The sequence below is a fragment of the Fontimonas sp. FW305-C-3 genome, assembly GCF_058783185.1.
The window spans coordinates 334109-347239 of the sequence record NZ_JBYSYK010000003.1; the positions used below are offsets into that span (position 1 = coordinate 334109).

Below are 13131 nucleotides of genomic sequence, written 5' to 3' on the forward strand. Positions count from 1 at the left end.
ATACCGCATGCGGCCGAACCTATGCGCCTGAACAAATATATCAGCGAAACCGGCGTCTGCTCGCGGCGCGAGGCGGATGGCTGGATCGAGCAGGGCCGCGTGACGGTGAACGGCGCCAAGGCCGTGCTCGGCACGCAGGTCGACGATGGCGATCGCGTCTGCGTCGACGGCAAGCCGGTCGGTCAGAGCAAGAAGGATGTCTACATCGCGCTGAACAAGCCGGTCGGCATCACCTGCACGACCGAGCGGCATATCGAAGGCAACATCATCGACTTCATCGGCCATGCCGAACGTATCTTTCCGATCGGTCGGCTCGACAAGCCTTCGGAAGGTCTGATCCTGCTGACCAACAACGGCGATATCGTCAACGAAATCCTCCGCGCCGAGCACAATCACGAGAAGGAATATGTCGTCACGGTCGATCGGCCGCTGACGGCCGACTTCATCGAGCGCATGGCGGCGGGCGTCGAGATCCTGGATACGCTGACCAAGCCCTGCGTGGTCCGCGCCGAAGGGCGCAATGTCTTCCGGATCATCCTCACCCAAGGCCTCAACCGGCAGATCCGCCGCATGTGCGAGGTCTTCGACTATCAGGTGCGGCGCCTGCAGCGGGTTCGCATCATGAACGTCCATCTGGGCAAGCTGCCGATCGGCCAATGGCGCGACCTCAACGCCGATGAGTTGCGCGGCCTGCTGCCCGGCAAGGATTTGATCCCGCCCGAGCGCCTGACGCCGGGCCTGACCGCCAAGCCGGCCAGACCGGCAGCCGCTCCCGAACCGGCCCGGCCTCAACGCCCCGAACCCGCCCCCAACCCCTGGGCCAACGCACGCAAACGCCGCTAGGCGCGCCGGATTCAGGCTAGGTGCAGCCAGACATCCACAGGCCCGTCTGGCGCGGCATTTGCGTAGCAACTCCCGTAAACTTTGGCCCGTTCCCCACCCTGCACCGGCACGGCTTCTCGCATGACTACTCGCGTTGTCTTCAATCAGAAAGGTGGTGTGGGCAAGACCACCATCGTCTGCAACCTCGCGGCCATTGCTGCCAGCCGTGGCCTGCGCACGCTGGTCATCGACCTCGACACCCAGGGCAACGCCACGCAGTACCTGACCGGCAGCGCCGCGAGTCAGCCGGATCGCTCGATCGGCGATTTCTTCGAGTCCACGCTGAGCTTCTCGATCAATCCGCCGCCGTTCGTCACCTATACCAGCAATACCGCATTCGAGAATCTCGACGTGGTCGCCGCCGACCGCCGCCTCGACGAGCTTGCGGTCAAGCTCGAAGCCAAGCAGAAGATCTACAAGTTCCGCGACAGCCTGCGCAAGCTGCGTGGCTACGATGCGATCTTCATCGACACGCCGCCGGCGCTGAACTTCTATTCGCGCTCGGCGCTGATTGCCGCCGACCGCGTGCTGATTCCTTTCGACTGCGACGAGTTCGCACGCCAGGCGCTGTATTCACTGCTCGACAACATCGACGAAGTCCGTGCCGACCATAACGAAGCGCTGATGGTCGAGGGCATCGTCGTCAATCAGTTCCAGTCGCGCTCGCGTCTGCCGGCCCGCATGGTCGAGGAGCTGAAGGCCGAAGGCCGCCCGGTGCTTGACCAGATGGTCAGCAGCTCGGTGCGCGTCAAGGAGTCGCATGAACAGCATGCACCGCTGGTCTTCCTCGAGAAGGGCCACCGCGTGACCCTGGAATACGTGGCGCTGTACGATCGGCTGATGAAAGGTCGCTGATCGCGACCTGCCGTCGGGCGGGGGCTCGACAGCGACATCTGCACAGCTTCGGGGGAAGCGATGAACAAGAAACTGGCGCTGCTGCTGGCAGCCGCACTGATTGCCGCGTGCTCGGACGATGACGCGGGCAACTCCAACGCACCACCGACGACCGGCGTCGCCGAACTCTGCGTCAGCAGCGACTGCGGCGAGCGCACGATCCTGCTCGATCTGCCCGGTGCGGAAAACCTGACGTTCTCTTCCGATGGCCGTCTGTTCGTCAGCGGCGGCGCAGGCCTGTTCGAGATCCACAAGAACGACGACGGCAGTTTCCGCGCCGATCAGATCTCCACCGAATCGACCGGCTTCACCGGCCTGGCCATCCGCGACGGCTATCTCTACGCATCGAGTGGCGATGGCCGTCTGTGGGGCGGCGCGATCAACGCCACGCCGCAGATCGCGCCGATCCACACGATGACCGGTATGTGCATCGCCAACGGCACGGCACTCGGCGCCGACGGCCGCATCTACGTCGTCGACGAGCCACTCAACATCTGCGTGCCCGATCCGAAGATCAAGCGCTTCACGATCGACCCGAATGATCCGCTCAAGGTCGTCAACGAGGAAGTCTGGGTCCAGGGCAGCGCACTCGGACTGCTGTCGGTCGGCGTCGGCAACACGCTGCGCTTCCCGAACGGCCTGCAGAGCGACGGCAACGTCTTCTACGGCACTGACGGCGGCAGCATCTACAGCGTCGAACTGCTCGCGGACGGCAGTGCCGGGCCGGTCGCGCCGATCTTCTTTGAAGTCGATATCCACGACGATCTGGGCCTGGTCGCGGACGGCGTGTTGCTGGCGAATTTCCTCAGCGGACGCATCAGCCTGATCTCGCGCGATGGCGAGCTGCTGCAGGCGACGGCGCCGGGCACCTTCAGCTTCCCGTCTTCAGTGCGTCTAGGGCGGCCGCCGATGTTCGAGCCGACCGATGTCGTCGTGACGGAGACCGGCGTGCTCGTGGATCAGAGCCTGCCGCTGGATCATCTGAGCGTGTTTCGGCGCAAGCCCTAGCCAGCCGTAGCCCGGATGAAATCCGGGGCATTCGGCCCGCGGCAATCGCTGATCCCGGATTGCATCCGGGCTACGAATTCCACGGACCGTGGCCTCAAGTTCCCGTCAGATCGTCAAAAAATTTCTTCGCCTTGCCCAGCCAGGAGCTCGCTTCCGGATGGTGCTTGCCGCCGCCGTCGTCCAGCGTCGCGCCGAACTGCTTGAGCAGATCCTTCTGCGCCTTGTTGAGCTTGACCGGCGTTTCGACCATGACGTTGCAGTACAGGTCGCCGGTGCCTGAGCTGCGCACCGAACGCACGCCGCGCCCGCGCAGGCGGAACTGACGGCCGCTCTGCGTGCCTTCGGGGATGTCCATCTCGACCTTGCCTTCCAGCGTCGGCACTTCGATCGTGCCGCCGAGCGCGGCGGAGACGATCGAGATCGGCACCGTGCAATGCAGATCGTCGTTGTCGCGTTCGAACATCTCGTGCGGCTTGACGGTGATCTGCACGTAGAGATCGCCGTTCTGCGTACCACGCTCGCCGGCTTCGCCCTCGCCGTTGAGACGGATGCGATCGCCGGTATCGACGCCGGCCGGCACCTTGACCTCCAAGGTCTTCTCGCGACGCAGCTTGCCCGCGCCGCGGCAAGACTTGCAGGGATCAGTGACCACAGAACCGCGGCCGCGGCACTGCGGGCAGGTCTGCTGCATGACGAAGAAGCCCTGCTGCACGCGCACCTGGCCGGCGCCGTTGCAGGTCTTGCAGGCCGGCGGTTTCTTGGCGTCCGCGGTGCCGTGGCCGTCGCAGGTCTCGCAATCGACCCAGCTCGGGATGCGGATGGTTTCGGTCGTGCCGAACACGGCTTGTTCGAGCGACAGCTCCATCATGTAGCGCAGATCGGCGCCACGACGCGGGCCGCTGCGGCCGCCGCCGTTGCCACCGAAGATGTCGGCAAAGACGTCGCCGAACATGTCGGCGAAACCGCCGCCGCCGAAGCCGCCACCACCGCCGCCACTGCGCTGCAGACCTTCGTGGCCGTACTTGTCGTAGACCGCGCGCTTCTGCGCATCGGTCAGCACTTCGTAGGCCTCGGTGACGACCTTGAACTGTTCTTCCGCGCCCTTGTCGCCCGGATTGCGATCGGGGTGATGCTTCATCGCGAGGCGGCGGTAGGCCTTCTTCAGCTCGTCATCGCCGGCCTCTTTCGAGACGCCAAGAACTTCGTAGTAGTCGCGCTTGCTCATGTCCGTGAAGCGTGAGGTGTGTCCTGCCCCGACCCACTCACCGCTGTTCCCCTGTTCACTGCGTTACAGAAACGAAAAAGGTGAGGCGCGAGTGTTCCCACTCATCGCCTCACCCTGGAGCTTCTCAGCCCTTACTTCTTGTCTTTGACTTCGGTGAACTCGGCATCGACGACATCGTCGTTCGGCGCCGAACCACCCGCTGCACCGCCGGCCGCACCGCCGCCCGCCTGCTGCTCGGCACCCTTCTGCGCGTAGACGCGCTCCATCAGCTTGCCGGAAGCCTGCGCCAGCGCCTCGCTCTTGGCCTGGATGTCGGCCGGGTCTTCGCCCTTGATCGCTTCGCGCGCGGCGGTCACCGCGGCTTCGATCGACGACTTCTCGTCGGCCTCGACCTGCTCGCCGAGATCCTTCAGCGACTTCTCGACCGCGTTGATCATCTGCTCGGCCTGATTGCGCGCGCTGATCAGCTCGTTGAACTTGCGATCTTCCTCGGCATGCGCCTCGGCGTCCTTCACCATCGCCTGGATCTCGGCTTCGCTGAGACCCGAGTTCGCGGTGATGCGGATCGACTGTTCCTTGCCGGTCGCCTTGTCCTTCGCCGTCACGTGCAGGATGCCGTTGGCGTCGATGTCGAAGATGACCTCGACCTGCGGCACGCCGCGCGGCGCAGCACCGATGCCGGTCAGGTCGAAACGGCCGAGCGACTTGTTGGCGCTCGCGATCTCGCGCTCGCCCTGGAAGACCTGGATCGTCACCGCGGTCTGGTTGTCCTCGGCGGTCGTGAAGGTCTCCGACTTCTTGGTCGGGATCGTCGTGTTCTTCTCGATCAGCTTCGTCATCTTGCCGCCGAGGGTTTCGATACCCAGCGACAGCGGCGTCACGTCGAGCAGCAGCACGTCCTTGCGGTCGCCCGACAGCACGGCGCCCTGGATCGCGGCGCCCGCGGCGACGGCTTCATCCGGGTTGACGTCCTTGCGCGGCTCCTTGCCGAAGAAGTTCTTGACCGCTTCCTGGACCTTGGGCATGCGCGTCTGGCCGCCGACGAGAATGATGTCGTCGACTTCCGAAGGCTTGAGGCCGGCATCGGCCAGCGCGGTGCGCACCGGCTTCAGCGAATTCTCGATCAGGTCGTCGACCAGCGATTCGAGCTTGGCGCGGCTCAGCTTGAGCGCAAGATGCTTCGGACCCGTGGCATCGGCCGTGATGTACGGCAGATTGACTTCGGTCTGCGAGGTCGACGACAGCTCGATCTTGGCCTTTTCGGCCGCGTCCTTGAGGCGCTGCAGCGCGAGCGGGTCCTTGTGCAGGTCGATGCCCTGCTCCTTCTGGAATTCCGCCGCGATGTATTCGATGACGCGCTGGTCGAAGTCCTCACCGCCGAGGAAGGTGTCGCCATTGGTGGCGAGCACTTCGAACTGCTTCTCGCCGTCGACGTCCGCGATCTCGATGATCGAGATATCGAAGGTACCGCCGCCGAGGTCGTACACGGCCACCTTCTTGTCGCCGGTGACCTTGTCGAGACCGAAGGCCAGCGCCGCGGCGGTCGGCTCGTTGATGATGCGCTTGACCTCAAGACCCGCGATGCGACCGGCGTCCTTGGTCGCCTGGCGCTGCGCGTCGTTGAAGTAAGCGGGCACCGTGATGACGGCTTCCGTCACCGGGTGGCCGAGATAGTCCTCGGCGGTCTTCTTCATCTTCATCAGGACCTGCGCCGACACCTGCTGCGGCGCCAGCTTCTGGTCCTTGGCCTGTACCCAGGCATCGCCATTGTCGGCCTTGACGATCTTGAACGGCGAATGCTTGATCGCCTTCTGCACTTCCTTGTCGTCGAAGCGACGGCCGACCAGGCGCTTGACCGCATACAGCGTGTCGTGCGGATTGGTCACGGCCTGGCGCTTGGCGGCGCGGCCGACGATCGGCTGCGGCTCGTTGGTGTAGGCGACGATGGACGGCGTGGTGCGCTCGCCTTCAGCGTTCTCGATCACGCGGACGCTGTTGCCGTCCATGATGGCGACGCAGCTGTTGGTGGTGCCGAGGTCGATGCCGATGATCTTGGACATGGGTGCTCCGGAAAATAGTGCTGGTTCAGATTGGGAACGGAACGGTTCAGCTTCGAACCGTTCTTAAATGCTTGAGCTGTAACTGGCGGCTAGGCCCTGTTTTTCAAGACCCGGCGGCGGCCTTGGAGACGACCACCATGGCCGGCCGCAGCAGGCGTTCATGCAGGCGATAACCCTTCTGCATGACGCTCAAAACGTGGTTGGGCGGCAGGTCGGCGGATTCGGCCATCGTCATCGCCTGGTGCAGCTCGGGATTGAAGGCCTCGCCCTGCGGATTGACCGCCTGCACGCCGCCCTTCTCGAGCACGCTCATCAGCTGGCGCCAGGTCAGCTGCATGCCATCGGCCATCGCCTTGGCGGCGCCGTCTGCACCGGCGGCGGCCTGCATGCCCAGCTCGAGGCTGTCGACGACGGCGAGCAGCTCGCCGATGATCTTCTCGTTGGCGTACTTGAGGCTGTTCTGTGCATCGCGCTCCAGGCGCCGGCGCGAGTTCTCGAACTCGGCCATCGTCCGCAGCTGGGCGTCCTTGGCGTCCTGCGCCTGCTGCTGCGCCTCGGCGAGCCGACGGGTCAGCGCGTCGATTGGGCTCTCGGCGCTGGATGGGGCCACATCGTCTGCGGCGGGCACTGGGGTGTCCGGTTCTTGGCTCATCGTGTTTCGATTCGTCACGGTTGGGTTTTGCCCCGCAACCCATCCCGGAATCCAACGGGTCGGTCGCGAAAGGGGCGCAATCATAGCTGGGGCGCGTTGCAAACGCCGCCCACCAGCGCTTTCTGGGGGTCAGCTTTCCGCTTTCAAGCCCGCCGACAGCGCGCGGGCGGTCTCCTGGACCAGCGGAATGATCCGGGAATACGACATGCGGGTCGGGCCGATGACGCCCAGCACGCCGGCGACCCGGCCATTGACGGTGTACGGCGTGGTCACGACGCTGCATTCGTCGAGCACCCGGTAGCCGGACTCGTCGCCGATGAAGATCTGCAGGCCGTCGGCATTGAGGCACTGGTCGAACAGAATCAACAGGTCGCGCTTGCGGTCCAGCGCATCGAACAGGCCGCGCAAGCGGCCGACATCGGCCAGCTCCTGGAAGCCCATCAGGTTTGGCCTGCCGGCGACCACATAATCGGTCTCGCTGCTCTCGTCGCGCATCGCGCGCTCGGCCATCGTCGCGGCCTCGCGCAGCATCAGGTTGATCCGCGCCTGGGTTTCGCCGGCGTCGCGCGCAAGGGCCTGACGCAGCTCGACCAGATCGCGGCCGGCGAAATGTTCGTTGAGCAGGGCCGCGTAGCGACTCAACTCGTCCGCGCCGTAGGGCCGCTCCGTATGCAGAATGCGGTTCTGCACCTCGCGCTGGTTGACGACCAAAATCGCCAGCACGCGGCTGCCGGACAGCGGCAGGAACTCGATGCGACGCAGGATCGCCAGGTTGCGCCGCGGCACGGTGACGACGCCGGCCATCTGCGTCATGCGCGACAGCAGGTTGGACGCGGCCTGCACCATGTCCGGCACGCTGCGGTCGCCGGGCACCAGATCCTCGACGATCTGCTCCTGCTCGGCATCGCTCAGTGATTCCGGCGCCAGCAGCGTGTCGACGAAGTAGCGGTAGCCGCGCGTCGTCGGGATGCGCCCGGCCGAGGTATGCGGCGAGGCGACAAAGCCAAGATCGTCGAGATCCGCCATGACATTGCGGATTGTCGCCGGCGAGAGTCCCAGCCCCGCCATCCGCGACAGCGTGCGCGAACCCACCGGCTGACCGTCATGGATATAACGCTCGACGAGCAGCTTGAGCAGTTCGGCGGCGCGGGGATCTAGGGACTGCGACATGGTGATGACAGCTTGACGGCGAAGGCGGCTGATTTCAATGGCAAAGCCGAGGTGCAAGCACTTCAGGTTCCACAGAAAGTGCGATAGCAGGCGGTGAAATTTCCAGGCGCGGCCGCGGCCAGGGCCGTGCCGTCGCGGGTCCGGTCGAAAGGTCGGCGCACTGCCTCGAGCAGTGCTTCAAAGAGTTGCAGGTCGCCGTCATCGACGGCCGCGGCCAGTGCCGCCTCGACGTGATGATTGCGGGGCACCAGCGCCGGATTCGCCGCGGCGAGCAGTTCCGCATTGGCCTGCTGCGTTCTGCCCTGCGCAGACAGACGACGCTGCCAGCGTTCGAGCCAAGCGCCTGCTGCCGCGGACGCATCGCCGAAGCGCGCAAGCCAGGTCGCGGCACCCGCAGCGTCCACCGGCAGTTCGCGCCAGCCTAGCGTCCAGTCCACGCGCTGGGTCTGCATCAGCTGCAGCAGGTCCTCGATCAGCGCGCGGTCCGCATCGTCGTCGCCCGCCGCGGCGTCGAGGCCCAGCTTGGCACGCATCACCGTCAGCCAAGCGCCGGTATGGGCCGGCGCGAACGCCTGCAGAGCCTCGGTGGCGAGCGCGATGGCGCGCGACTCGTCCGCGTCAATCAGCGGCAGCAGAGACTCGGCCAGGCGCGTGAGATTCCACTGCGCGATGCCGGGTTGATTGCCGTAGGCATAACGGCCGCCGGTATCGATCGAACTGAACACTGCCTCGGGGTCGTAGTGCTCCAGAAAGGCGCAGGGACCGTAGTCGATCGTCTCGCCGGAGATCGTCATGTTGTCGGTGTTCATCACGCCATGGATGAAACCGATGCCCAGCCATTGTGCGATCAGCGCGGCCTGCCGCTGCACGACGGCCGAGAGCAGACCGAGCGCGGCATCCGGACGGCCGAGCTGATCCGGCGCATGCCGCGCGACCGCGTAGGCCAGCAGCTTGCGCAGCATGGCCTCGTCGCGGCGGGCGGCGAAGAACTCGAAGGTGCCGACGCGCAGATGGCTGGCCGCCACGCGCACCAGCAGCGCACCGGGCAACAGCCGGTCGCGGCGGACCTGCTCGCCGGTCGCGATGACGGCAAGTGCCCGCGTGGTCGGAACGCCGAGTGCCTGCATGGCCTCGCCCATCAGGTATTCGCGCAGCACCGGACCGAGCGCGGCGCGGCCGTCGCCACCGCGCGAGAACGGCGTGCGCCCCGAGCCCTTGAATGCGATATCGCGGCGCTGGCCGCGGCGGTCGATCAGCTCACCGACCAGCAACGCGCGGCCATCACCCAGCTGCGGCGAGAAGCCGCCGAACTGATGCCCGGCATAGGCCTGGGCGATCGGCGTCGCGCCGTCCGGCAGGCCGGCGCCGGACAGCAGGCCGAGGCCCGCGGGGCTGCGCAGCTGCGCCGGCGAGAGGCCGAGTTCGCCCGCAAGGTCTTCGTTCAGCAGCAACAGCCGGGCCTCCGGCCAGGCCTGCGGCTGCGCCGGGGCGTAGGCACCCTGCAGCTCGCGCGCATAGCTGTTGTCGAACGGAATCGACAGCGGCGCTGGCGCGGTGCCGACAGCAGACGCGGCGGTCTCGACAGTCATCAGGCTCTCCGGCGCGGCAGTTTCCATTCCATGCGCGGATAGTGGCAGGTATAGCCGCCGGGATTGCTGACCAGATAGTCCTGGTGCTCCGGTTCGGCTTCCCAGAAAGGTCCGGCCGGCTCGACCTGCGTCACCACCTTGCCGGGCCACAGGCCGGACGCGTCGACATCGGCGATCGTCTGCAAGGCCACTTCTTTCTGGGCCGGCGATTCGTAGTAGATCGCCGATCGATACGAAGTCCCGCGATCGTTGCCCTGGCGGTTCGGCGTGCTCGGGTCGTGGACCTGGAAGAAGAACTCCAGCAGTTCGCGGTAGCTGAGCTGGTCCGGCCTGAAAACCACCTCGATCGCCTCGGCATGCGAGCCGTGGTTCCGATAGGTGGCATGCGCCACATCGCCACCGCTGTATCCCACCCGTGTCTCGACCACGCCGGGCAGCTTGCGGATCAAATCCTGCATGCCCCAGAAACATCCGCCGGCCAGAATGGCGGTTTCGGTCGCAGCCATTGCGCTCTCCTGTTGATCGGCATGCGGATGTCGCATCCCGACATCGCTAGTTGGTGGCAAACCGTACCGGATTCAAGGCAGCAGAGGACAGCACTCGAATGCGCGAGGATTTCTCTGTACCCTCCACGACAGTCGCCCGAGCCGCTGATCCTCGATCAGGCCTTTTCGCCCACGTTCTCTCCGCATGTCCAATTTCCAGACCGCTGGGTTCCAGACTGTTGGCCTGATCGGCCGCCGCGCGGACAGCCGCGTCGCCCCGACCCTGCTCCAGCTCTGCGACAGCCTCGTCGAGCTGGGCCGCACGGTGCTGGTCGAACAGGGCGCGGTCGGCCTCGAAACCTGCGGAGCGGAACGCACGACGCGCGCCGAGATGGCGAAGCGCTGCGACCTGATCGTCGTCGTCGGCGGCGACGGCACCTTGCTGTCGGTCGCCCGCGCGGTGACGCCGCATGGCGTGCCGATCCTCGGCGTCAACCAGGGCCGGCTTGGCTTCATGGTCGACGTCGCCCCCAACGAAATCCGCGAGACGCTGCGCGCCGTCTTTGCCGGCCAGTACGAACGCGAAGAGCGTCTGCTGCTCGAAGCGTGCATCCAGCGCCGTGACCAGCAGACCATCGGCCCGTTCCTCGCGATCAACGACGTCGTCATCCGCAACCAGGCCTCGATCCGCATGCTCGAGTTCGAAACCTGGCTCGACGACGAATTCATCTCCCAGCATCGGGCCGACGGCTTCATCGTCTCCTCTCCGACCGGTTCGACCGCCTATGCGCTGTCCGGTGGCGGTCCGGTGCTGCATCCCGGGCTCGAGGCGATCGCGCTGGTGCCGATCTGCCCGCACACGCTGTCCGACCGCCCGATCGTCGTCGGCGCGCGCCAGACCGTGCGCATCATCCTGCGCGGCAGCGAATCCGCCGTCGCCATGTGCACCTGCGACGGCCAGAACAGCGAAATCCTCGGGCCCGGCGAAGTGCTGGAAGTGCGTGCGGCGAAGTCGCGGCTGAGCCTGATCCACCCCAAGGGCTATAGCTACTTCAATATCCTGCGCAACAAGCTGCACTGGGGACGCGGTCCGATCCTCAACTCAGAAACCAGCTGAAATAAACAACGCAGCATGCTGAAAGCAATCAATATCTCCAACCTGGCGCTGATCGACTCCCTGGAGCTCGAATGGGCGGCCGGCTTCAATGTGCTGACCGGCGAAACCGGCGCCGGCAAGTCCATCCTGATCGACGCGATCGGCCTGGCGATCGGCACCCGCGCCGATCTGGGCCAGGTCCGCAGCGGCGCCGAGCGTGCCGAGGTCAGTGCCGAATTCCAGCTTGAACCCAACGGCGCCGCGCTGCGCTGGCTGCGCGAACAGAGCCTCGAAGACGCTGACGATCCACAGACCGTCGTGATCCGCCGCGTCGTCCAGGCCGGCGGCCGCGGCCGCGCCTTCGTCAACGGCAGCGCCGTTACCGCCGCGCAGCTGCGCTCACTCGGCGAGCTGCTGGTCGACATCTTCGGTCAGTCGGAAAGCCAGACCCTGCTGCGCGCCGAAATCCAGCGCGAACTGCTCGACAGCTACGGCAAGCACAACAGCGAACTCAAGGCCGTCGCCGGCGCCGCGGGCGCGATTGCCGCAATCGACGCCGAGATCGAGTCCTTGCGCGGCGCCGCCAAGGGCGACCCGGCGCAGATCGATTTCCTGCGCTTCCAGGTCCAGGAGCTCGACGCGCTCAAGCTGGAGCAGGGCGAGCTCGAACAGCTCGACACCGATCATCGCCGCCTCGCCAGCGCCGGCCGCCTGCTGCAGGACGGCGGCACCGCCCAGGAACGCCTGTACAGCGGCGACGACACGATCTACGACCAGCTCAGCGAAGTGCAGGGCCTGGTCGATGGCCTGGTGCCGCTGCATGCGGACTTCCGCGCCGCCAGCGATGCGGTCAGCGGTGCGCAGGCGCAGATCCAGGACGCCGCCGACACGATCCGCCGCGTACTCGATCACATGGAGCTCGACCCCGAGCGCCTGCAGGCCGTCGAGTCGCGCCTGCAGGCGATTCACGACACGGCGCGCAAACATCGCGTGCGGCCGGACGGCCTGCACGCCCATCACAGCCAGCTCGCCGAAAAGCTCGATCTGCTGGCCCACGCTTCCGACAATCTCGCCGCGCTGGAGCGCCGGCGCGAGAGCGCCCTCGCCGACTACCGCAAGCAGTGCAGCGTACTCAGCGCGGCCCGCGTCAAGTCCGCCAAGCGCTACTCGCAGGGTGTCACCAGCGTCGTCAAGACGCTGGGGATGGCGAGTGCGCAATTCATCGTCGTTGTCGAAGCCGACAGCGGCGCGGCGATCAGCGCGCACGGCAGCGATCACATCCGCTTCGATTTCACCGCCAATCCCGGCCAGGCCGCGAAGCCGCTCGCCAAGGTCGCGTCCGGCGGCGAGCTGTCGCGCGTCTCGCTGGCGATCCAGGTCACCGGCCTGCAGGCCGGCGGCGCGGCGACGATGATCTTCGACGAGGTCGACGCCGGCATCAGCGGCGCGGTCGCCGAGATCGTCGGCCAGAAGCTGCGCGCGCTCGGCACCGAGCGTCAGGTGCTGTGCGTGACCCATCTGGCGCAGGTCGCCGCGCAGGGCCACGGGCATTACGGCATCGCCAAGACGGTCAAGGCCGGCCAGACCTATACCCAGGTCAAGCGGCTGGATGCCGAACAGCGCGTCGAGGAGATCGCCCGCATGCAGGGCGGCGTCGCAGTGTCCAGCGCGGCGCTGGAGCATGCGCGCGACCTGCTGCAGCGTGCAGCGGCAGCCTAGGGCCTGTTAACGCTATGGAAGCCCTGCGGACGCTCGGGCTTTTCGCGCTCACCGCCGTCGCGGAAATCGTCGGCTGCTACCTGCCCTATCTGTGGCTGAAGCAGGGCCGCAGCGCGTGGCTGCTGGTCCCCGCCGCGCTCAGCCTGGCGGCATTCGCCTGGTTGCTGACCCTGCATCCGCAAGCCGCCGGCCGCATCTACGCCGCATACGGTGGCGTCTATATCGGCGTGGCGTTGCTCTGGCTATGGGCGGTGGAGTCGATCCGTCCGACCCCGACCGATTGGCTGGGCGCTTCGGTGGCGCTGCTCGGCATGCTGATCATCATGCTCGGGCCGCGCCACAGCTAGGCCC

General features: G+C 66.2%; 11 protein-coding genes and 1 pseudogene. 6 read left to right on the forward strand and 6 right to left on the reverse strand.

Annotation, left to right across the window (positions count from 1 at the left end):
- Nucleotides 1–21: 21 nt before the first annotated feature.
- From rluF to AC3WUF_RS13065, 3 genes and pseudogenes are all read left to right on the forward strand, one after another.
- Nucleotides 22–693, forward strand: a pseudogene (gene rluF / locus AC3WUF_RS13055) (23S rRNA pseudouridine(2604) synthase RluF); the annotation flags it as partial.
- 270 nt (nucleotides 694–963) lie between these two features.
- A complete protein-coding gene (locus AC3WUF_RS13060) occupies nucleotides 964–1737 on the forward strand; it encodes a ParA family protein (RefSeq protein WP_492426241.1) in 774 nt (257 codons plus the stop codon).
- A gap of 60 nt (nucleotides 1738–1797) precedes the next feature.
- A complete protein-coding gene (locus tag AC3WUF_RS13065; protein ID WP_492426243.1) occupies nucleotides 1798–2784 on the forward strand; it encodes an SMP-30/gluconolactonase/LRE family protein in 987 nt (328 codons plus the stop codon).
- A gap of 94 nt (nucleotides 2785–2878) precedes the next feature.
- Here the strand turns inward: AC3WUF_RS13065 and dnaJ are convergent, their stop codons facing one another.
- The 6 genes from dnaJ to msrA form a co-directional block, all read right to left on the reverse strand.
- Nucleotides 2879–4009, reverse strand: a complete 1131-nt coding sequence (dnaJ, locus tag AC3WUF_RS13070) for a molecular chaperone DnaJ (protein ID WP_492426245.1) — start codon at nucleotides 4007–4009, stop codon at nucleotides 2879–2881.
- Between the two features lie 131 nt (nucleotides 4010–4140).
- Complete coding sequence (gene dnaK, locus AC3WUF_RS13075; RefSeq protein ID WP_492426247.1) at nucleotides 4141–6069, reverse strand: molecular chaperone DnaK; 1929 nt, start codon at nucleotides 6067–6069, stop codon at nucleotides 4141–4143.
- A gap of 103 nt (nucleotides 6070–6172) precedes the next feature.
- Nucleotides 6173–6721 (reverse strand): nucleotide exchange factor GrpE, encoded by a 549-nt coding sequence (gene grpE, locus AC3WUF_RS13080; RefSeq protein WP_492426249.1) that lies wholly within the window; start codon nucleotides 6719–6721, stop codon nucleotides 6173–6175.
- A 129-nt stretch (nucleotides 6722–6850) separates the two neighbouring features.
- Nucleotides 6851–7891: a heat-inducible transcriptional repressor HrcA gene (hrcA, locus tag AC3WUF_RS13085; RefSeq protein WP_492426251.1), complete on the reverse strand. Its 1041-nt coding sequence runs from the start codon at nucleotides 7889–7891 to the stop codon at nucleotides 6851–6853.
- A 62-nt stretch (nucleotides 7892–7953) separates the two neighbouring features.
- Nucleotides 7954–9432 (reverse strand): protein adenylyltransferase SelO, encoded by a 1479-nt coding sequence (locus tag AC3WUF_RS13090; RefSeq protein ID WP_492427184.1) that lies wholly within the window; start codon nucleotides 9430–9432, stop codon nucleotides 7954–7956.
- A 47-nt stretch (nucleotides 9433–9479) separates the two neighbouring features.
- The gene (gene msrA, locus AC3WUF_RS13095) at nucleotides 9480–9986 is read right to left on the reverse strand and encodes a peptide-methionine (S)-S-oxide reductase MsrA (protein WP_492426253.1); all 507 of its coding nucleotides are present in this window, start codon (nucleotides 9984–9986) and stop codon (nucleotides 9480–9482) included.
- A 184-nt stretch (nucleotides 9987–10170) separates the two neighbouring features.
- Between msrA and AC3WUF_RS13100 the strand changes: the two genes are divergently transcribed.
- The 3 genes from AC3WUF_RS13100 to AC3WUF_RS13110 are packed head-to-tail and all read left to right on the forward strand — an operon-like array spanning nucleotide 10171 to nucleotide 13127.
- On the forward strand, nucleotides 10171–11082 hold the full coding sequence (locus AC3WUF_RS13100; RefSeq protein ID WP_492426255.1) for an NAD(+) kinase: 912 nt from the start codon (nucleotides 10171–10173) through the stop codon (nucleotides 11080–11082).
- A gap of 15 nt (nucleotides 11083–11097) precedes the next feature.
- Entirely contained in the window at nucleotides 11098–12780 is a 1683-nt protein-coding gene (gene recN, locus AC3WUF_RS13105) for a DNA repair protein RecN (protein WP_492426257.1), read from the forward strand.
- Nucleotides 12781–12794: 14 nt separating this feature from the next.
- On the forward strand, nucleotides 12795–13127 hold the full coding sequence (locus tag AC3WUF_RS13110) for a YnfA family protein (protein ID WP_492426258.1): 333 nt from the start codon (nucleotides 12795–12797) through the stop codon (nucleotides 13125–13127).
- Nucleotides 13128–13131 lie beyond the last annotated feature (4 nt).

Excerpts from the sequence above, each read along its gene's own strand:
- recN (WP_492426257.1), top strand. The coding sequence starts at position 11,098 with ATGCTGAAAGCAATCAATATCTCCAACCTGGCGCTGATCGACTCCCTG.
- AC3WUF_RS13100 (WP_492426255.1), top strand. The coding sequence starts at position 10,171 with ATGTCCAATTTCCAGACCGCTGGGTTCCAGACTGTTGGCCTGATCGGC.
- msrA (WP_492426253.1), bottom strand. The coding sequence starts at position 9,986 with ATGGCTGCGACCGAAACCGCCATTCTGGCCGGCGGATGTTTCTGGGGC.
- dnaK (WP_492426247.1), bottom strand. The coding sequence starts at position 6,069 with ATGTCCAAGATCATCGGCATCGACCTCGGCACCACCAACAGCTGCGTC.
- AC3WUF_RS13110 (WP_492426258.1), top strand. The coding sequence starts at position 12,795 with ATGGAAGCCCTGCGGACGCTCGGGCTTTTCGCGCTCACCGCCGTCGCG.
- AC3WUF_RS13065 (WP_492426243.1), top strand. The coding sequence starts at position 1,798 with ATGAACAAGAAACTGGCGCTGCTGCTGGCAGCCGCACTGATTGCCGCG.
- grpE (WP_492426249.1), bottom strand. The coding sequence starts at position 6,721 with ATGAGCCAAGAACCGGACACCCCAGTGCCCGCCGCAGACGATGTGGCC.
- hrcA (WP_492426251.1), bottom strand. The coding sequence starts at position 7,891 with ATGTCGCAGTCCCTAGATCCCCGCGCCGCCGAACTGCTCAAGCTGCTC.
- AC3WUF_RS13060 (WP_492426241.1), top strand. The coding sequence starts at position 964 with ATGACTACTCGCGTTGTCTTCAATCAGAAAGGTGGTGTGGGCAAGACC.
- dnaJ (WP_492426245.1), bottom strand. The coding sequence starts at position 4,009 with ATGAGCAAGCGCGACTACTACGAAGTTCTTGGCGTCTCGAAAGAGGCC.